The organism is Candidatus Palauibacter soopunensis (genome assembly GCF_947581735.1).
In the GTDB taxonomy this organism is placed as follows: Bacteria; Gemmatimonadota; Gemmatimonadetes; order Palauibacterales; family Palauibacteraceae; genus Palauibacter; species Palauibacter soopunensis.
In genome coordinates, this window is record NZ_CANPVT010000029.1 from 1 (window position 1) to 19,333 (window position 19,333).

15 protein-coding genes and 1 tRNA gene are annotated in these 19,333 nt (G+C 68.6%); 11 read left to right on the forward strand and 5 right to left on the reverse strand.

All coding sequences use genetic code 11. The annotated features are described in order from the left end of the window. Positions 1–35: 35 nt before the first annotated feature. Both RN901_RS09055 and RN901_RS09060 read left to right on the forward strand, forming a co-directional pair. Positions 36–1,196 (forward strand): tyrosine-type recombinase/integrase, encoded by a 1,161-nt coding sequence (locus tag RN901_RS09055; protein ID WP_310757950.1) that lies wholly within the window; start codon positions 36–38, stop codon positions 1,194–1,196. 88 nt (positions 1,197–1,284) lie between these two features. Next, the gene (locus RN901_RS09060; RefSeq protein WP_310757951.1) at positions 1,285–1,542 is read left to right on the forward strand and encodes a hypothetical protein; all 258 of its coding nucleotides are present in this window, start codon (positions 1,285–1,287) and stop codon (positions 1,540–1,542) included. Here RN901_RS09060 and fabF read toward each other — a convergent pair. After that, positions 1,539–2,822 carry a beta-ketoacyl-ACP synthase II gene (gene fabF, locus RN901_RS09065; protein WP_310757952.1) on the reverse strand — a complete coding sequence of 428 codons (1,284 nt, stop codon included), beginning with the start codon at positions 2,820–2,822 and terminating at the stop codon, positions 1,539–1,541. The two genes, RN901_RS09060 and fabF, sit on opposite strands and share 4 nt — an antisense overlap. 696 nt (positions 2,823–3,518) lie before the next feature. On the opposite strand from fabF, the gene RN901_RS09070 reads away from it, so the two are divergent. Further along, on the forward strand, positions 3,519–4,724 hold the full coding sequence (locus RN901_RS09070) for an integrase arm-type DNA-binding domain-containing protein (RefSeq protein ID WP_310757953.1): 1,206 nt from the start codon (positions 3,519–3,521) through the stop codon (positions 4,722–4,724). Between the two features lie 705 nt (positions 4,725–5,429). On the opposite strand, the gene RN901_RS14980 is transcribed toward RN901_RS09070, so the two are convergent. Both RN901_RS14980 and RN901_RS09075 read right to left on the reverse strand, forming a co-directional pair. After that, positions 5,430–5,591: an ATP-binding protein gene (locus tag RN901_RS14980; RefSeq protein ID WP_345782372.1), complete on the reverse strand. Its 162-nt coding sequence runs from the start codon at positions 5,589–5,591 to the stop codon at positions 5,430–5,432. Between the two features lie 492 nt (positions 5,592–6,083). Then, on the reverse strand, positions 6,084–6,791 hold the full coding sequence (locus RN901_RS09075) for a transposase (RefSeq protein ID WP_310757954.1): 708 nt from the start codon (positions 6,789–6,791) through the stop codon (positions 6,084–6,086). 277 nt (positions 6,792–7,068) lie between these two features. Here RN901_RS09075 and proC point away from each other — a divergent pair, with 277 nt between their 5' ends. Genes proC through RN901_RS09090 form a run of 3 tightly spaced genes read left to right on the forward strand, consistent with a single transcriptional unit; the run spans position 7,069 to position 10,541 of the window. Then, positions 7,069–7,893 (forward strand): pyrroline-5-carboxylate reductase, encoded by an 825-nt coding sequence (gene proC / locus RN901_RS09080; RefSeq protein WP_310757955.1) that lies wholly within the window; start codon positions 7,069–7,071, stop codon positions 7,891–7,893. Positions 7,894–7,905: 12 nt separating this feature from the next. Further along, positions 7,906–9,108, forward strand: a complete 1,203-nt coding sequence (locus RN901_RS09085) for a DUF819 family protein (RefSeq protein ID WP_310757956.1) — start codon at positions 7,906–7,908, stop codon at positions 9,106–9,108. A 14-nt stretch (positions 9,109–9,122) separates the two neighbouring features. Then, positions 9,123–10,541 (forward strand): amidohydrolase family protein, encoded by a 1,419-nt coding sequence (locus RN901_RS09090; protein WP_310757957.1) that lies wholly within the window; start codon positions 9,123–9,125, stop codon positions 10,539–10,541. A gap of 9 nt (positions 10,542–10,550) precedes the next feature. On the opposite strand, the gene RN901_RS09095 is transcribed toward RN901_RS09090, so the two are convergent. Then, positions 10,551–11,396 carry an ABC transporter six-transmembrane domain-containing protein gene (locus RN901_RS09095; RefSeq protein ID WP_310757958.1) on the reverse strand — a complete coding sequence of 282 codons (846 nt, stop codon included), beginning with the start codon at positions 11,394–11,396 and terminating at the stop codon, positions 10,551–10,553. Between the two features lie 241 nt (positions 11,397–11,637). On the opposite strand from RN901_RS09095, the gene RN901_RS09100 reads away from it, so the two are divergent. The 3 genes from RN901_RS09100 to RN901_RS09110 are packed head-to-tail and all read left to right on the forward strand — an operon-like array spanning position 11,638 to position 16,973. Then, positions 11,638–14,772 (forward strand): hypothetical protein, encoded by a 3,135-nt coding sequence (locus tag RN901_RS09100; RefSeq protein WP_310757959.1) that lies wholly within the window; start codon positions 11,638–11,640, stop codon positions 14,770–14,772. A 3-nt stretch (positions 14,773–14,775) separates the two neighbouring features. Further along, entirely contained in the window at positions 14,776–15,918 is a 1,143-nt protein-coding gene (locus RN901_RS09105; protein ID WP_310757960.1) for a DegT/DnrJ/EryC1/StrS family aminotransferase, read from the forward strand. 8 nt (positions 15,919–15,926) lie between these two features. Continuing rightward, complete coding sequence (locus tag RN901_RS09110) at positions 15,927–16,973, forward strand: alcohol dehydrogenase (RefSeq protein WP_310757961.1); 1,047 nt, start codon at positions 15,927–15,929, stop codon at positions 16,971–16,973. A gap of 42 nt (positions 16,974–17,015) precedes the next feature. On the opposite strand, the gene RN901_RS09115 is transcribed toward RN901_RS09110, so the two are convergent. Next, positions 17,016–17,372, reverse strand: a complete 357-nt coding sequence (locus RN901_RS09115) for a cupin domain-containing protein (RefSeq protein ID WP_310757962.1) — start codon at positions 17,370–17,372, stop codon at positions 17,016–17,018. An 83-nt stretch (positions 17,373–17,455) separates the two neighbouring features. On the opposite strand from RN901_RS09115, the gene RN901_RS09120 reads away from it, so the two are divergent. Next, positions 17,456–17,528 (forward strand) — tRNA-Gly (locus tag RN901_RS09120). 47 nt (positions 17,529–17,575) lie between these two features. After that, positions 17,576–19,333, forward strand: coding sequence for a solute carrier family 23 protein (locus RN901_RS09125; protein ID WP_310757963.1), 1,758 nt, complete (start codon positions 17,576–17,578; stop codon positions 19,331–19,333).

Consider the following 19,333-nt stretch of genomic DNA (forward strand, 5'->3'; position numbering starts at 1 on the left):
GATCGTGCAGTCCATCGAACGAGAGGAATCGAACGATGGCACGCACGAAACGAAGCCGCCGGAGCTACGGCGCCGGCGAGTGGGGCCGGAACAGGGTCAGGGTGTTTCCAGACCCGAAAACCGGCCTGTTCCAGGTGGAGTGGCGCGAGAACGGCCGAAGGCTCACCCGGTCGCTGGGGCACCGCGATTGGGCGAGGGCGAAACGGCAGGCGGACGAGTTCGCGGCCGGGTTCGCCGCCCCGGACCTGAACGGCAAGGCGGAAGCCGAGCCGGAGCCGCTCACCCTGGAGATGCTCTTTGACATCTACGGTGAGGAGGTGACGCCCACCAAGAGGCGGAAGTCCTGGCAGCGGGACAGAGCCGCGATGGCGATGTTCCTCAAGTTCTTCGGCAGGGACCGAAGGCCGGAGACCCTGTCCCAGCGCGATTGGGACCGATTCATCCGGGAGCGCCGCGCGGGCAAGGTCGGCCCCAGTGGCAAGCCCGTGGGCAACCGGATGATCGAAGCGGACCTGACGTTCCTGATGGCGGTGCTCAACTGGGCCGCGAGGTCGAGGGACGAGCACGGCCGCCTGCTGCTGGACCGGAACCCGCTGAAGGGTCTCCGGAAGCCCGTCGAGAAGAACCCCACCCGGGTTGTTCTCACCGAAGAGGAGTATCAGGCGCTGCTCGGGGTCTCGCGGGGGTTGGACTGGCGCTTCCACGCCGCGCTCGTGCTCGCGCACGAAACCGGGCACCGGATCGGCGCGGTTCGCAATCTGCTGTGGTCCGATGTGGACTTCGAGGGCGAGACCGTTCGCTGGCGGGCGCAGCACGAGAAGACGGGCTACGAGCACACGACGCCCTTGACCGAAGAGGCGTTGGCCGCCTTGGAGGAGGCGCGGGCGATGAGCGACGGGATCGCGGACGCGCCGGTGTTGCCCGCGACCCGGAATCCCTCGGAGTGCGTGGGCTTCCCGCAGACCCGCTTCTGGTGGAAGCGGGCGGAGCGGCTCGCGGGACTGGAGCCGAAGCGAGGGAGAGGCTGGCATTCGCTGCGGCGGAAGTTCGCCAGCGACCTGATGGACCTGCCGCTGAAGGTGCTCTGCGAACTCGGAGGCTGGAAGGCGGCCAAGACGGTGCTGCGCTGTTATCAGCAGCCCGACGAGGCCCAACTCAGGCAGGCGATCCGGAGCCGCCGGAGGGCGCGGGGCTGAAATCGACTCGGCGGGAACCGAACGGCGGGAAATCGACGCCTGAATCCCGTAACTTCAATGGTTACAACAGATCCGCACGGGATGGTAAATGCTGGCCCAGCTTCTGTTCTCCGTCGTCATGGCCGGCGCCATGCTCTGGCTCTTCGTGGGTTTCGCGTCGGCCGAGATGGGGGATGTGTCGGGCGGCTTCGATGCGTTCGTGCGGCGCGCGTGGACCTTCTACGCGATCGCCATCCTCTGGGGCGTCGGCAGCTTTACCTGGCTCGTCGTGAACGCCATCGAGGTTCCGAAGCTCATCGCGGAGCACAACGTCCAACTCCACGGCCGCATCTTCGGCACCGATTAGTCGCGTACCGTCGTCCGATCGTCGTTCCAGCGGCGGATTGCCAGACAGGCGTTGTGCCCTCCGAAGGCAAACGAGTTCGACAGGGCGACCGGGACGGGGCGCCTGATGGGGCCGCCGTGGGCGTAGTCGAGATCGCACTCCGGATCCGCCTCCTCAAAGTTGATCGTCGGAGGGATCACGCTGTGCCTGCAGACCAGCATGGAGATCACGGCCTCGATGGCCCCGGCAGCCCCCAGCGGGTGACCCGTCATCGACTTCGTCGCGCCCACGACCGTGGATCGCGCGTGTTCGCCCAGCACTTCCTTGATCGCCTTCGTCTCGGCGGCGTCCCCGACCGGCGTCGCGGTCCCGTTCGCGTTGATGTAGCCGATGTCCTCGACCGCGAGGCCGGCGTCTTCGATCGCCTGCTGCATGGCCAGCCGGGCGCCGACGCCATCCGGAGCGGGAGCCGTCATGTGATACGCGTCCGCGCTCTGCCCGAAACCGACAATCTCCCCCAGAATCCGGGCGCCGCGCTCCCTCGCGTGCTCCAGTTCCTCGAGAATCAGCATCCCCGAGCCCTCCCCCAGCACGAAACCGTCTCGCCGGGCGTCGAAGGGGCGGCAAGCCTTCTCCGGGTCGTCGTTGCGCGTGGACATCGACCCCATCGACGCGAAGCCGGCGACCGCGAGCGGCGTAATGGCGGACTCCGTGCCCCCGGCGATCATCACATCCGTCTCTCCCCTCCGGATCGAGCGGAAGGCGAGTCCGAGCGAGTGGCCGCTCGAAGCGCAGGCCGACACGGTCGCGTAGTTCGGGCCGCGCGCCCCGTACACGATGGACAGGAGTCCGACCGTCATGTCCGGGATGAACATCGGGATGAGCAGAGGGGAGACGAAGCGCGGTCCCTTCGACAGGAGCTTCCGGTGCTGCGCTTCCAGCAGCGGGAGCCCGCCGACCGCGACCCCGACGACGACGCCCGTCCGATCCGGAGGCAGGTGGGCAAGCCCGTCACCAAAACCGGCCTGTTCCATGGCCTGGGAGCCCGCGGCAATGGCGAGCTGCAGGAACCGGTCCGCGCGGCGCGCTCCCTTCCGATCCAGATACTGCAGCGGGTCGAAGTCCTTCACCTCACAGGCGAAGCGGACGGCCTGGTCGGAGGCGTCAAAGAGGGTGATCGGACCCGCGCCGCTCACGCCCCCGAGCAGCGCGTCCCAGGTGGAGTCCACATCGAGACCGATGGGCGTGACCATCCCGACGCCCGTGATGACGACACGCCTCGTTGCACCGGTGTGGATCAAGCGGATGCTCCTCCCGCCATTCTCGTTCGGTCTCGGGACGGAAGGATCCCGTCATGGAATCGTGGAATCGACTTCGTTCCGCCCCTCACCCCGTGTTGGGGGGAGATAATACAGTGACCCCGAAGGCCTGACATGGGGAGCCGAACAACAGCGTGTCGCGTCGGCGGCCCACCGGGAGGGTCGTGAGGCCGTGGCGCGCTCGCTCGAACGAAGGCGGGGCGCCCCCGACTCGCGTGGAGGTAAGTCCGGGTCCGTCCAGGTCAGGGAGCCACGCACTCCCAAGACTGGATCCGGCCATCGCCGACCGTGATCTCCGTGTTCAACCCCTGCTCGGCGCACTCCTGGGGGATGGACTCGCTCCAATGCTCAGGTTGCAGGCCGTTCCAAACCAAATAAAGCACCACGCCTACGATGATCCCGCAAAAGAACTTCCAAGACCTGGACATTTCGAGCTCGCTCCCTCCGGTCGCTCGGTTCGAACCCACGTGGGCTTACGCCCTACCTTTAACGGAGGGGGTGTCCGCCTCCCCGCCGATCCCGTGCAATTTATGCCGGTCCCGCAATGTGCCTTAATTCCCTCCCCCAAAGAATGTTACGGACCATCTGCCGTCCCTTGACGTCCCGCGATGTTCCGGGTATTCTTGAACCGAGTGTGGGACGTACCGTGGGACGCCATGTCCGACTCCGAGCGAAGAAATGACCGCGAAAACACCGAAACCAGCCAACGGCCTCACCGGCCTGTTCGTCCGAAACGTAGTCCACAGCGGCCGAACCGGCGCCGACAAGTACGGGGACCAGCACGGCCTGATCCTACGGGTGCTCCCCTCGGGGAGCAAGCAGTGGATTTGGCGCGGCACCGTCGGCGGAAAGCGGGTGGATCTGGGCTTGGGCGGATACCCCTACGTCACGCTCGCCGAAGCCCGCCAGAAGGCCTTCGAGCACCGCAGGACCGCCCGCGCCGGCGAAGATCCGAGGTTGGCCCGGCGCGCCTCGCCGAAGTTCGAGGAAGCGGCCGAGACGGTGATCGCCATCCACCGCCAGTCCTGGCGTCCCGGCGGGAAGAGCGAGGGCCAGTGGAGGGCGAGTCTTCGCGACTACGCGATGCCGAGGTTGGGCGCGAAGGGAGTGGACGAGATCACGACGGCGGACGTGATGGATGTCCTGCTGCCGATCTGGTCGAGCAAGCCGGAGACGGCCCGGAGGGTGCGCCAGCGGATCGGCGCGATCATGAAGTGGGCGGTGGCCCAGGGCTACCGCGAGAGCAATCCGGCCGGCGACGCGATCGGTTCGGCGCTCCCGCGGCACGGGAAGGGCCGCCGGCACTTCCGGGCGCTTCCCCACGCCGAGGTGGGAGCGGCGCTGGAGGCGATCTGCGCTTCGCGGGCGTGGCCGGCGACCAAGCTCGCTTTCGAGTTTCTGGTGCTGACGGCGGCGCGGTCGGGCGAGGTCCGCCACGCCATGTGGAAGGAAATGGACCTCGGGGCGGAGACGTGGACGGTGCCGGACGAACGCATGAAGTCCGGACGTGCACACAGGGTGCCGCTGACTTCGAGGGCGGTCGAGATCCTCGGTGAAGCTCGCCGCCATTCGGGAGGGGATGGACTGGTCTTCTCATCCCCGACCAACCGGGTACTCTCGGCAAGCACACTCTCGAAGCTGCTGAGAGAGAACGGCGTTCCGGCCGTGCCCCATGGGTTCCGCACGTCGTTCAGGGTCTGGTGCGGCGACACGGGCGTGGCCAGAGAGGTGGCGGAGGCGGCCTTGGCCCATGTCGTGCGCGACAAGGTGGAGGCGGCCTACGCCAGAGGCACCCTCTTCGCGCGCCGGCGCCAGGTGATGGACCGCTGGGCTCGCTATCTTGCCGAATCCGTTTGCACGGCTGCTGAGTTCAACGGAGCCTGAGCGGGCCCCGGTTGGTGCGCGCGCCGGGGGGATCGCGATCCGTCTTCAAGCGATCCGGGGACCATGATTCGGGGCCTCGAATCAGGCTGGACTCGCTCTGGTAGCGGGATGGTCGCATAGGATCACCAGTTGGCCCTCACGACAACGCTGCCCAGCTGCCCAGTAGAAACAACCCGTAGCCAGTCAGAACCGAGATCACCAACGCCCGCCCAGATGCCCTCTCATAGCGGGCGGCACAGGTCGAAGATACCGTCAAGTCGCCTGAAGAGCGGGGGAAACCAACACATGGCCCCGAAGGAACCGAGATTCCCCCTGTACTTTCTCCAAGCTTCGGTGGACGGAAATGGCTGTCCCGATCTCCTCGTGCTCTCTGCACAACACGAGAAGGAACGATCCGATCACGATGCACCCAAGAGTACTCATCGCTTCATGGCTGCAGCGTCTCCACACGCTTTTCCAGCGCGGAGATTCGACCCTCAATTCTCTCCTCGGAACGACCGAGACTGGTCCCGAGTTCTAGGACGATGTCGAGTAACTGCCCCCTCGCCCTGTCCCGGATTGCCTTGATCTGCTTTCAGAAAGTGTCCATCCCCTCGGCCAAGCGATCCGACATGTCAATGGGCTTCGAAAATGTCAGGGTCCGAATACTGCTCCGCGAAGGGAGCGGAGCGACCGGAGCAGGGCAGCGGAGCGGGAGCGCAGCCGTCATGACGGACCTTCTCCGGACGCCGGTACTTCGGCATCTATTTGGCTCGCCCGTGGATGGATCGCCTTCGAGAGTTCGGCGTGGCGGCGCATTCGGTAGCTGTTGCCCCGGATGTTCACGATATGGCTGTGGAGCAGCCGGTCGAGCAGGGCGGCGGCCATGACCTCGTCGCCGAGGCAGGTAGCCGATCTCGTCGACGACGAGCAGCGCCGGATGGGTTAGGATCTTTCAGGCGGCGGTCAGGTCTGCCAGCGGTTTTGGCCTCCTCCGGCGAGTTGACGAGGTCGGTCAGGGTGCCGAAGTAGATCCTTCCGTCCGCTCTCGGTCGCCGTGATCGCCAAGCTAATGGCGAGGTGCGTCTTGCCCACGCAGGGGCGGTCCGAGGAAAACCACTTCTCCTGCCGCCCTAGCCCGGATTTCTCACACGCTGCCCGGAGCGCCGTCGTAGGCGCGGTTCGGGGATAGTCGTCGGGATAATGGGTGCGGTTTGGGGTACTCGGACAGTCCTGCGGGGTTCGATCGCGGGCTTTTTCCGGGATCGGGAAGCGGTCGAAGGCGTTCGCGGCGGCGCCGGATGAGCAGTGGAGACACCGGTGCGTCGGCCCGGAGCTCCGGGCGGGTCGGGAGGCGGTCGGGGGGTAGGGTGCTACGTGCTACGTGGGGGCGCGGGCGTATGCGCGGGCGAACTCGGCCTGGAAGGGGTGGTGTGCGTCCATGGCGACGGCGATGCGTCGTGTGGAGACGGAGACGCGGGCGCCGATCCTGAGGAGCTTGAGGCGCAGGGATCCCGCGGTGGCCTGGGCGAGGCGCGTGTGTGCGAGGGCGGCTCGGAAGCGCGCCATGAGGATGGAGGCGAAGGCGGAGAAGAGGAGCCTGAGCTGGTTGGCGGCGATGGGGCCGGCGGAGGTGCGCGCGGCGAACAGGTCGAGCTGCTGCTCCTTGATGGCGTTCTCGGCGTGGCCCCTGGGGCAGTAGACGCGCTCGTAGAGGGTCCTGGGCGAGATCGTCTTCGGGAGCGAGGTGACGACGAAGCGGGGGTTGGACTTGCCGGGGATGTGTTCGCACTTGGCGACGACGCGGCGGAAGCGGGACCAGCTGGTCCGGGTGGCGTGGTCGAACTCGGCGTAGAGGCGGGCCGGACGGCCGCGGCCTTCCGACTCGACCTTGGCGGCGAGGAGTTCCGGGGCGACCCGTCGGCGAAGCCGGTCGTTCCTCGCGACGCCGAGGACGTAGTGGATGTTCTCTCGCTCCAAGAAGGCCATGATCTCCTCGCGGGCGTAGGCGGAGTCGGCGCGGACGAGGATCTCGACGTTGGGCCAGCGCCTGTCCGCGTCGTCCGAGATAGAAGTTGTGGGCGCCAACCACGCCGAACACGACGAGGAGAATGTACGCCACGAGCGGTGTCTGTTTTTTCGCTTCGTATTCAACCATCCGACGATCCATCTTCCGTCCTCCGTTCCTGCGGGGGATACGTGCAATGTCGCAGCGCCGCCCGGGTCCGGCGACACCGGCGCGCCGCTCGGACGGCAACGCCTTGCGGGTCGTGCGGCCCTCGGGCGACAATGCGCCTCGCGCCGGCCCCGGCCGTTGCCGGTCCCGCGCGGATCTCACTTCCGTAACACGCGAATAGGCCTGGATATGCGCCAATCGAAATCGTCCGCCGGCGTCGCCATCCTGGGCGCGGGGAATATCGGGCGCGCCATCGCCGAGGGGCTCGTGGCCGCGGGCTCGCACGCTCCGGCGGAGGTCCACGTCACGCGCCGCCACACGGAGCGGGTCGCGGATCTCGCGGAACGGGGGTTTCGGGTGTCGTCCGACAACCCGGGCGCCGTCGCCGCCTGCGACACGGTGATCGTCGCGGTCCAGCCGCAGGCTCTCGACTCGGTACTGATGGAAATCGCCCCGCATGTGGACGCCGGGCGCCATCTCCTCGTGTCCGTCGTCTCCGGGGCATCGATCGCGGCGATTCGCCGGCACGTGGGCCCGGACGTGGCGATCGTGCGCGCCATGCCCAACACGGCGGTCGCGCTGCGCGAGTCGATGACGTGCCTCGCGGCGGAGCGCGCCCATGTCGGCGCACTCGACCGGGTGGCGGAGTTGTTCCGGGCCGTCGGGGCCACGCTCGTCGTCGAGGAGGAACACATGGTCCCCGCCACCGCCCTCTGCGCCTGCGGCGTGGCGTTCTTCCTGCGGGCGGTGCGCGCCGCCTGCCAGGGCGGCATCGAGATCGGCTTCCACCCCGACGAGGCGCTCCGGATGGCGGCCCAGACCGCGCTCGGAGCCGCGGCTCTCGTCAGGGATCAGGGCCGTCATCCCGAGCGCGAGATCGACAGCGTGACGACGCCACGAGGCTGCACGATCGCCGGCCTCAACGAGATGGAGCACCGCGGGTTTTCCTCCGCCTTCATCAAGGGGATCACGACCTCCGCGGTGAAGGCGGAGTCGCTCTATGCCGGTGATTGATCGAGTTCCGGCGTGACCGCACAGACGCTCTATATCGTCGCCGTCCTGTGCCTCGTCATCGCGGGGACGGAGTGGCTCGTGCGCCGGAGCTTCCTGCGGCACGGCGGCACCGCGTTGATGGTCATCATCTTCACCGCGATCATCGCGAACTTCGGCCTGCTTCCGACCTCCTCGACCGAGGTGGATCCGGTCCCGGCCTATGACGCGATCTTCCGCACCGTCGCCCCGCTCGCGATCGTGTGGCTCCTGCTGAAGGTCAACCTGCGCGACATCCTCCGCGCCGGGCTGCCGATCATCACGCTCTTTCTCATCGGGTCGCTGGGGACCGTGGCCGGCGTGATCGCCGGCATGGCCCTCGTGGACGGGCCGGAGCGGATCGGTCCCCTGTTCGGGCCGCTGGGCGGAATGTTCACAGGCACCTACACGGGCGGCAGCGTGAACTTCAACGCGGTCGCGCTCAGATACGACGTCATGCGCGAGGGCGTGCTGTTCGGCGGCGCGTCGGCCGTCGACTCGATCATGACGACGGTGTGGATGGCCGCGACGATCGCGATTCCCCGCTGGCTGCGGCCCCACTGGCCGAAGTCCGGCTGGAGATGGGGCGGGCCGGCCGACGCGGCGCCGGGTTCCGCCGATCGGGCCCCGGACCTCGGAGTCGACGAGGACACCGAGCGCGTGCACCCGGTCGATCTCGCCCTCGTCCTCGCGATCGGTTTCGGGACGCTGTGGGCCTCGCAGCGGCTGGAGGCCTGGACCGCCGCCGTGGGGTTCCCGATCCCCGACATCCTGATCCTCACGGTGATCGCGCTCATCCTCGCCCAGTTCCGGGCCATCACGGATCTCGCCGGCAGCCGCACACTGGGCCTTTTTTCCGTCTACCTCTTCCTGTGCGTGATCGGAGCCCACTGCGACGTGCGGGCGCTCGCCGACATCGGCCCCCTCGGTCTGGCGCTCCTCGTCTTCACCTTCACGATCATCGTAGTGCACGGGTTCATCACCTTCGGCGCTGCCCGACTCCTGCGGCTGGATGTGGACATCGCGGCCGTGGCGTCGCAGGCCAACGTGGGCGGCGGCACCTCCGCGCTCGCGCTGGCGCGCAGCCTCGGGCGCGGCGATCTCGTGCTCCCGGCCGTCCTGATCGGGTCGCTGGGTAACGCCGTGGGCACCTTCCTGGGCCTGTGGGTCGCTCGCGTGCTTCCGTCCTTGCTCGGATGAAACGGATCCTCACGATGAGATTTCGAACGCTGATCGCCGTTGCCGCCGCGCTGGCCTCGACGGATGTCCGGGCCGAGGCCCAGAGCTACGACCTCGTGCTCGCGGGCGGGCGCGTGATGGACCCCGAGTCCGGTCTCGACGCGGTACGCCACGTCGGGATCCGCGGCGGGACGATCGCCGCGATTTCCGAGTCCCCGCTGGACGGCGAGACGGTGGTCGACGTGTCCGGTCTCGTCGTCGCGCCGGGGTTCATCGACCTCCACGCCCACGGCCAGGACCTCTTCTCCAGCCAGTTGCAGGCGCAGGACGGGGTCACGACCGCGCTCGAACTGGAGGGCGGCACCGGCGACGTGGAGGAGTGGTATGCGAGCCGGGAAGGGATGGCCGCGATCCACTACGGCGCCACGGCCTCGCACGGGGCCGCGCGCCGACTCGCCCTGGGGGGGCGGGAGGAAGCGGTCCGGCTCGCGGCCGACCTCGAGCAGGTCGCGGTGATGGAGGGCCGGCTGCGCGACGAACTGGGACGCGGGGCGCTCGGCCTCGGCTTTGGCATCCAGTACACGCCCGGGGCCCGGCGCGAAGAGATCCACCGCCTGTTCCAGCTCGCGGCGGAAGAAGGCGTGACGAGCTTCGTCCACATCCGCTACGCGGGACTCGTCGAGCCCGGAAGCTCCATCGAGGCCGTGCACGAGATGATCGCGAACGCGGCGTCGACGGGGGGCGGGGTCCACATCGTGCACATCGGATCGAGCGGCCTCGGACAGGTACCGACGCTCCTGAGCATGATCGAGGGGGCGCAGGCGAGCGGGCTGGACGTGACGACCGAGGTCTATCCCTACACCGCGGCCTCCACCGACATCCGGGCCGCGATCTTCGACCCGGGCTGGCGGGAACGGCTCGGGGGCGACTTCGGCGACATCGAGTGGGATGCGACGGGCGAACGGCTGACGGAGGAGACGTTCAACGAGCGGCGGGAGGCCGGCGGCCGGATCATCGCCCACATCATTCCCCAGGAGATGTTCGAACTGGCCCTCGCCCATCCGCTGGTGATGGTGGCGAGCGATGGGGTTCCCTTCGTCAACGGCCAGGGACATCCGCGCGGGGCGGGGACCTTTGCCCGCGTTCTCGGCCGCTACGTGCGCGAGGAAGGTCTCCTCACGCTCATGGACGCGATCCGGAAGATGACGCTGATGCCGGCGCAGCGGCTCGACGCCTATGTGCCGCAGATGGCGGACAAGGGCCGGATCCGGGTCGGGGCGGATGCCGACATCGCCGTGTTCGACCCCGCCACGGTCATCGACAACGCGACCTTCCAGTCGCCCACGCAGCCGTCCTCCGGGATAGAGCACGTGCTTGTCGCAGGCACCTTCGTCGTCCGCGACGCCGAACTCATCGAGACCGCCTTCCCCGGCCAGGCCATTCGCCGCGACTGAACTTCCCGGCTACGCGGGGGCGCCGGCCTCGGCGCCGACGCGTGCGAGCCGGCCCGATATCTCCCGCAGCCGCAACCACTGCTGGTAGTAGAAGGGGAGGGCCATCAGCGATTCCACGAACTGGAAGACGTACATGACGATGGCGAACACGGCGCCGTACTCGACGGTGCGCTCCGCCGAGATGCCGACCGCGAACACCAGCAGGCCCATCATGAACACCCAATTGATGCCGAAGGTGCCGGCCTCGAGGTCGGAGAGCCGGATATTCCACCGCGTCATGGCGCGCAGGTGCTCGCCGAGGCGGACGGGATCGCCGCTGTCGACGGCATCGACCTGTCGCTCGTGCTCATCGTTGAGCCCCTCGTTGTAGCGCGTCGTCAGCTTTCCCGTGAGCGCGTACAGGATGCCCGTGGCGACGGCGACGGCGACACATCCCAGAAACACGTGAACGTTCAGCTTCGAGAGGATCACGATGGTGCCGGTGAGCCCGATGGTGCTCGTGATGAGTTGGGGGAGGGAGGGTTCGAAGAACTCGACGATCTCCCGGAGCATTCCGAGCCGCGCCGTCCGGGTCGAGGTGCTGCGCTCCGCGGCGGAAGCGACCATTTCCTCGCCCAGCCGGACATAGATGCCGGCGTACGCGCGGCTGTCGACGACCCGACGGCCGATCGCGATGAAGATCGTCCCGATCCCGAGTCCCGCGAGTTCGTACAGGCCCCGGGGCGAGCCCGAGAGGACGCCGTCGATGGCCCGGCCGATGACGAGCGGGAAGAGCAGCCAGCCCGCGGACTCCAGCACCACCATCGAGAGCGTGAGGGTGAGGCGTCCGGCGAACCGCTTCAGGAGCATGTGCATGAACCCTCTCTTCTGTCGGCGGCGTCGGGCCGCGGTGTATTCTTCGCGCCCAATATGAAACGGGTCGGCCCGGGTGCCGACATGCCAACTTCGGAGGTCCGCTCCCATGTGGTCGATCGACTTGAGAATCCCTCTCCCAGTCCTCTCGCGACGCGCACGCAGTTTGCTCGTGGCGCTGATACTTGCGGCGCCAGCGGCGGAAGTACGCGCCACAGCGCCGATCCAGGAAACGGCCAGCGATGTGGACAGCGAGACCGCGCTCTACCAGTCGATGAGGTGGCGCAATGTGGGCCCGTTCCGTGGCGGTCGGTCGGTCGCCGCGGCCGGAGTCCCCGATGACAGACTCACGTACTACATGGGGACGGCCGGCGGCGGGGTGTGGAAGACCTCCGATGCCGGCATCAGCTGGCATCCGGTGACGGACGGTTTCGTGGGCACCTCGTCCGTGGGCGCGGTGGCCGTCTCGGAGTCCGATCCCAACGTCGTGTACGTCGGGATGGGCGAGCACTCGATCCGCGGCGTCACGACCTCGCACGGCGACGGGGTCTACCGCTCCACGGACGCAGGCCGCACGTGGACGCACATGGGCCTCGCCCCCACCCGCGTGATCTCCCGCATCCGGGTGCATCCCGAGGATCCGGACCTCGTCTACGTCGCCGCTCAGGGGTCGCCCTTCGCGCCGTCACGGGAGCGGGGGATCTACCGCTCGGCGGACGGAGGAGAGAACTGGGAACTTGTCCTCCACGTGGACGAGAATACCGGAACCTCGGACCTCGCGATGGACCGCACGAACCCGCGCATCCTCTACGCCTCCATGTGGGACCACGACCGCGAGCCGTGGTACATCCGCAGCGGCGGTCCCGGCTCCGGTTTCTGGAAGTCGACGGATGGCGGGGACACGTGGGAGGAGCTCAATGCGGGCCTGCCCGATCTCATGGGAAAGACGGCGATCGACGTGTCTCCGGCCGACCCCGATCGCGTGTGGGCGCTGATCGAGGCGGACGAGGAAGCGGATGGCGTCTACCGCTCGGACGACGGCGGGAATAGCTGGTCGCTGGTGAGTTCCGAGCGCCAGCTTCGGGGCCGGGCCTGGTACTACATCGAGATCTACGCCGACCCGCAGGACCGCGAGACCGTCTACGTGATGAACTCGCCCTTCCTCAAGTCGATTGACGGCGGGCGGACCTGGGAGACGATCCAGACGCCGCACGTCGACCACCACGACCTGTGGATCAACCCGTTCGACAGCCAGGTCATGCTCTCCGCCAACGACGGCGGTGGAACGGTCACGTTCAACGGGGGCGAGACCTGGTCGACGCAGGAGAACCAGCCCACGGCGCAGATCTACCGGCTCGCGGTGGACAACCAGTTCCCGTACCGGATGTACGGGGGACAGCAGGACAACACGAGCGTGGGCATGCTGGGCTGGGCGACGCACTCCGGCGGCCTCGGCTGGAAGGACTGGATCGACGCGGGGGGCGGGGAATCGGCCTGGGTCGCCTTCGATCCCGACAACCCGCGCTACCTCTACGCGACATCGATCCAGGGGATCATCACGGAGCTGGACACGGAACTCGGCTCCGCGCGCAGCGTGCAGGCGTACCCGCAGTTCCAGCTCGGGATGGATGCCGAGGACATGCGCTATCGCTGGAACTGGAACGGCCCGGTCGTCGTGTCGCCGCACGATCCGAGGGTGATCTACCACGGAGCGCAGCATCTGCTGCGGTCGCGCGACCGCGGGGTGACGTGGGAGGAGATCTCCCCCGATCTCACGCGGAACGAGCCGGAGAAGCACGTCGCGGCGGGCGGGCCGTTCACGAACGAGGCCGCGGGCGGCGAGGTCTACAACACGATTATGACGATGGCCGAATCCGCGCTGGAGGCGGGGACCATCTGGGTGGGGGCGGACGACGGCCTCGTCCACGTGACGCGCGACAACGGGGAGACGTGGACGGACGTCACGCCGGATGGGATGCCCGAGGGGATGGTGAATTCCCTCGACCCGTCGCCGCACGAGCCGGGTGGCGCCTACATCACGCTCGCCCGATACAAGTTCGACGACTTCGCGCCGTACATCTACAAGACCGTGGACTATGGCGAGAGCTGGGAACGCATCGACGCCGGGATCGGGGCCGACCGGCCCGACGCGTGGGCGCGGGTCGTGCGCGAGGATCCCGGTCGCCGCGGCCTGCTCTACGCCGGGACCGAACTCGGGATGTACGCGAGCTTCGATGACGGGGCGTCGTGGCGGAGCCTCGCCCTGAACATGCCCCTCACGCAGATCACCGACCTGCAGGTGCAGGCGGGGGATCTCGCCGTGGCGACGCAGGGGCGCGGCTTCTGGGTGCTGGACGATCTCTCTCCGCTGCGGCAACAGGCGGACGCCGAGGCGGCAGACGGGCACCATCTGTACACGCCGTCGACGGCGTACCGGGTGAGCGCGGGACTCGGCGGTCCGGTGGGCCCGACGACATCGGGACAGAACAAGGCGCCGGGCGTCGCGATCGACTACGTCGTGGGCGGGGCGCCGGGCGAGCCGGGAGCCGAGGATACGACGGACTCGGCCGAGGCTTCGGGGGACATCTCGCTGGTGCTGGAGATCCTCGATGCGGCGGGCGCGGTGGTCCGCACGTTCACCACGGATACGGCGATGACGGCCACGGGTGTCCGGCGTTCGCGCGCGCCCGCCGCACCGGGTCACAATCGGGTGTTCTGGGACCTCCGCGTGGAGAGCGGGCCACGAGTTGCGGAGTCCTACAGTTTCTTCGGGGATGCGCAGGGGTATCGCGTCATGCCGGGGACGTACAGCGCCCGCCTGACGGTGGGCGACGCGCCGGCGCAGACCGAGTCGTTCGAGGTGTACGGCGATCCGCGGATACCGGCTTCGGAGACGGATTTCGTGGCCAGCGGGCGCTTCCTGGAGTCGGTGTTCGGGGCGATCGTGGACCTCCACGTCGGGCTGAACGACATCCGGGACGTGCGCGCGCAGGTCAACGCGGTCGTTGGCCAGGCGTCCGACGCCGGCCTCTCCGGTGCGGAGGCGCTCGGAGCGGCGGGCGCCGCACTCGCGGATTCCATCACGGTGCTGGAGGATCGGCTGTTCCAGAAGCGGCGGGCGGCGCAGCAGGACATGGTCGCCTACGAGGGGCTGCTGAACATGCAGTTGACGGCGCTCATGGGTGAGGTCGACGGCTCCGATCTGCCCCCTCGCGCCGGAGTGCTGGAGCGCTGGGGCGATCTGGAGGCCGAGTGGGTGGTGGAAGAGGCCGCGCTCTCGCGCGTGCTCGGCGAGATGCTCGACGCGTTCAACCAGCTCGCGCGGGATTCGGGCGTCCCGGCGATCATCACTCGGAGCCGGCCGCGCGCCGTTTCGTAGGGCGTGACCGGCCGGCTGGCGATCGACGGCGGCACCCCGGTCCGCACGGCGCCCTGGCCCGCGTGGCCACGCTCCGGGGCAGCGGAGCGGCGCGCCTTGACCGAGGTGCTCGAGTCCGGCCGATGGGGACTGGGTGGCGGGGCCGTCCCGGAGCTCGAGGCCCGCTTCGCCGCGCTGCACGGCGCCCGCTACGCCGTCGCCTGCTGCAACGGCACGATGGCGCTTCAGACCGCCCTCGTCGCTGCCGGCGTGCAGCCCGGCGACGAAGTCATCACGAGCCCGTACAGCTTCGTGGCGACGGCCCACGCCGTCCGGTCGCTGGGCGCCGTTCCCGCATTCGTCGACGTCGAGCCGGGGACGCACAACCTGGACCCGGAGCGGATCGAGGATGCAATCACGGAGCGCACCACGGCGATCCTGCCCGTCCATATCGGCGGACGCCCGGCGGACATGGATCGCGTGAACGACATCGCCGCCCGACGGGGCCTCCGGGTCGTCGAGGATGCCGCGCAGGCGTGGCTCGCGAGCTGGCGGGGCCGTCCCGTGGGCACGCTGGGCGATGCGGGCGCGTTCAGCTTTCAATCGAGCAAGAACCTCACCGCGGGCGAGGGCGGGCTGGTCCTCACGGACGACGAACCGCTCTATCGGCGGGCGTGGTCGTGGCACGACTGTGGACGCGACCCCGGCGGTTCGCCGCACGAGCACGGGGCGGTCGGTCTCAACCTCCGCATGACCGAGTTCCAGGCGGTCCTCCTTCTCTCCGGCCTGGAACGCCTGCCTGCCGAGCAGGCGATTCGCCAGCAGGCCATGGACGCGCTCGCGACGCGCCTCGCGGAGATCGAGGGCCTTCGGACACCGGATCCGGACGCGCGCATCACCGCGCACGGCTGCCACATCTTCATGGTCCGGCTCGACGAATCCCGGATGGCACCGGACCCGCTCGACAAGCACCGCGTGATCGAGGCGCTCCGGGCCGAGGGGATCCCGGCGCACCCCGGCTACGGCACGCCACTCCAGCGGGGGCTGCCCGTGTGCGAGGCACTCTGCCGCTCGACGATCTGGATCAAGCACCAGGTGCTGCTCGCGGGGGCCGACCAGATGCAGGACGTCGTGAACGCGTTCGCGAAAATCCTGACACCGCACTGAGGGAGGCGATGAAGAGCTACCAGTTCCGCGAGTACGGTGAGCCGCTCGGACTGGCCGAGCGGCCGACGCCCGAACCGGCGGGCAGCGAGGTGCTCGTCCGCATCCACGCGTGCGGCGTCTGCCACAGCGACCTGCACCTGTGGCAGGGCTACTTCGAGATGGGCGGCGGTCGGAAGCTGGATGTACGGGCGGTGCGCGAACTGCCCTTCACGCTCGGCCACGAGATCGTCGGCGAGGTCGCCGGGGCCGGGCCGGACGCGGAGGGCGTCGACATCGGCGATGCGCGCGTCGTCTTCCCCTGGATCGGGTGTGGCGCCTGCGATTTCTGCGACAGCGCCCGCGAGCACCTCTGCAACCGCCCACGCGCCCTCGGCACGCACGTCGACGGCGGCTTCGCGGACCACGTCATCGTCCCGCATCCGCGCTACATGTTCGACTTCGGGGACGTCCCACCCGAGCTGGCCTGCACCTACGCCTGCTCGGGCCTCACCGCCTACAGCGCGCTCCGCAAGGCGGAACGATGGCTCGAGGACAAGCTCGTCATCATCGGGGCCGGCGGCGTCGGCTTCGCCGGCATCCAGCTCGCGAAGGCGCTCTTCGACGCCGATCTCATCGTCGTCGAAGTCGACGACGCGAAGCTCGAAGCGGCGCGGCGGGCCGGGGCGGCGCACGTCGTGGACGGCCGCGAGGACGATGCGTCCCGACAGTTGAAAAAACTCACCAATGGCGGCTGCGCCGCGGTCGTCGACTTCGCCGGCTCCTCGGCGTCCACGGCGCTCGGCTTCCGGACGGTCGCCAAGAGCGGCACCCTCGTGGTCGTGGGTCTGCTCGGGGGCTCACTCTCCGTCCCCGTCCCCCTGCTCGTCCTCAAGGATCTCGCGGTCCAGGGCTCCGACCTCGGGAGCCTCGCCGAGATGGAGGAGTTGATGGAACTCGTTCGCTCGGGGCGGGTCGATCCGATCCCCTACGCGACGCGGCCCATGGATGAGGCCGAAGCGAGCCTGCGCGACCTCGAGGAGGGAGGCGTCGTCGGGAGGATCGTCCTCACGGCCTGACCACGGGCTGGACGGAGGTGCTCGGCCGGGCGAGGCCCGTTCTCAGCAGTCGACGAGTTCGATTCTGTCGGGCTGGTTCGGGACCGCGCACAGGAACTCGAACGGCTCATCCCCCACGGCATCGTAGGAGTGCGGCGTCCCCGCCGGAATGTAGACGACATCCCCGGCCTTCACTTCGTGCGTTTCGTCCCCGATCGACACCCGGGCCTGGCCCCGGAGCACGTATTGCTCGTGCTCGACCGCGTTCGTGTGCAGGGGCATCCCGCCGCCGGGCTGCATGACGAAGCGCCGGAGCGCGAAGTTCGGCCCCTGGTCCGGCCCGATGAGGACCTGCGTTTCGGTGCCCGACCCGGCGGCGACCGGCGTCAGCCCGAACTCCGAGACATGTCGAACGCTCACTCGATCTTCCTCCTGGATTCCTCGTCCCGTGCGGCCCCGAAACTTGCCCGCCGGCCGGCCCCGTCGCCAGATTCGACGGCCTCGCGGGCGTAGCTCAGTTGGCAGAGCGTCAGCCTTCCAAGCTGAAGGTCGCCGGTTCGACCCCGGTCGCCCGCTTTGCGCGTGCGTTCGGCATCTCCGTTCCTCAACGATGGATGTGACCGATGGCGTCAGAACCCCGCGACTTCAACAACGCGATCCAGTACGAGCCCGACGAGACGCCGCCGTACCGGATCGCCATCGGTCTCGCGCTCCAGTACGTCGTGCTCACCATCGCAGCGATCGTCATCACGGTGGCGATCGTGGTGCGGGCGGCCGGCGGCTCCGAGGACTACCTGTCGTGGGGGAGCTTCGCGGTCCTGATCGTGAGCGGCGTGACCACGGCCGTGCAGGCCGCGCGCATCGGGCGCATCGGGGCGGGGTACGTCCTCCTCATGGGGACATCGGGTGCGTTCATCGCGGCCTCCGTGACGGCGCTCGTCCAAGGCGGTCCCGCCCTCCTCGCGTCGCTGGTCATCGCCTCCTCCCTGTTCCAGTTCGTACTCTCGCGACACCTCGCGTTCCTCAGGCGGATCATCACGCCGGTGGTGGCGGGGACCGTGATCATGCTGATCGCCGTCACGATCATGCCCCTGCTGTTCGATCTTCTGCGCCAGGTGCCGGAGGGCTCACCTCCGCTGGCGGCGCCGGTGACGGCGGGCGCGACCGTGCTCGCGACGCTGCTCATCGTGCTCCGGGGCAGCGGCGTCATGCGGCTGTGGGGTCCGGTGATCGGCATCTTCGTCGGGTGCGTGGCGGCCGTGTCGTTCGGCATCTACGACTTCGAGCGCGTGGCGGCCGCGGGGTGGGTCGGTCTCCCGGCGGGCGGCTGGCCCGGCTTCGGCTTCAGCCTCGGCCCCGCCTTCTGGGCGCTGCTGCCGACGTTCGTGTTCGTGACGCTGATCGGCGCGATCGAGACCGTGGGCGACGCCGTGGCCATTCAGCGCGTGTCCTGGCGGCGCAGCCGAGCCACCGACTTCGGAGCGGTGCAGGGCGCGGTCGCCGCCGATGGCCTCGGCAACCTGCTGTCGGGGCTGCTGAGCACCGTCCCCAACACGACTTATTCGTCGAGCATCTCGCTGGCGGAGATCACGGGCGTCGCGGCGCGCCGCGTGGGCGTGTTCATCGGCCTGACCTTCTGCGCGCTGGCGTTCCTGCCGAAGATCGCGGCGATCGTTCTCGCCATCCCGGACCCGGTCATCGCCGCCTACGGGTTCGTTCTGATTGCGATCCTGTTCGTCATCGGGGCGCGGGTCGTCATCCAGGACGGCATCGACTATCGGAAGGCGGCGATCGTCGGCGTGTCGTTCTGGGCCGGCGTCGCGTTCCAGGAGGGCGCGCTCTTCAACGAGTACCTGAGCCCGGGGCTGGCGCCGCTGCTCGAGAACGGGATGACCGCGGGGGGTCTCGTCGCGATCCTCCTCACGGCGCTGCTCGAGCTCACGGGCTCCCGGCCCCTGCGCGTCGAGACGACGCTGAATGTGGAGGCGCTCCCTGCCATCCGGAACTTCCTCGACAAGTTCTCCATCCGGCGCAAGTGGCAGATGGAGATGAGCGACCGGCTGCTGCAGGCGGCGGAGGAGACGCTGCTGCTCCTGCTGGAGGCGGCGAAGGAAGGGGAAGACGCAGGAGATCGGCGGCTGCGCGTCATGGCCCGCAAGTGGGGGACCGGGGCCGAACTGGAGTTCATCTCGGCTGGCGGCGCGGGGAACATCGAGGACCAGATCGCCGTTCTGGCCAGCCACGGCACGGCGGAAGTGCAGGAGCACGAAATCTCGCTCCGCATTCTGCAGCACCTGGCCACGTCCGTGAGGCACCAGAAATACCACGACGCGGACATCGTGACCGTTCACATCGAAGGCCCCGCACGCGGTGGAGGCTAG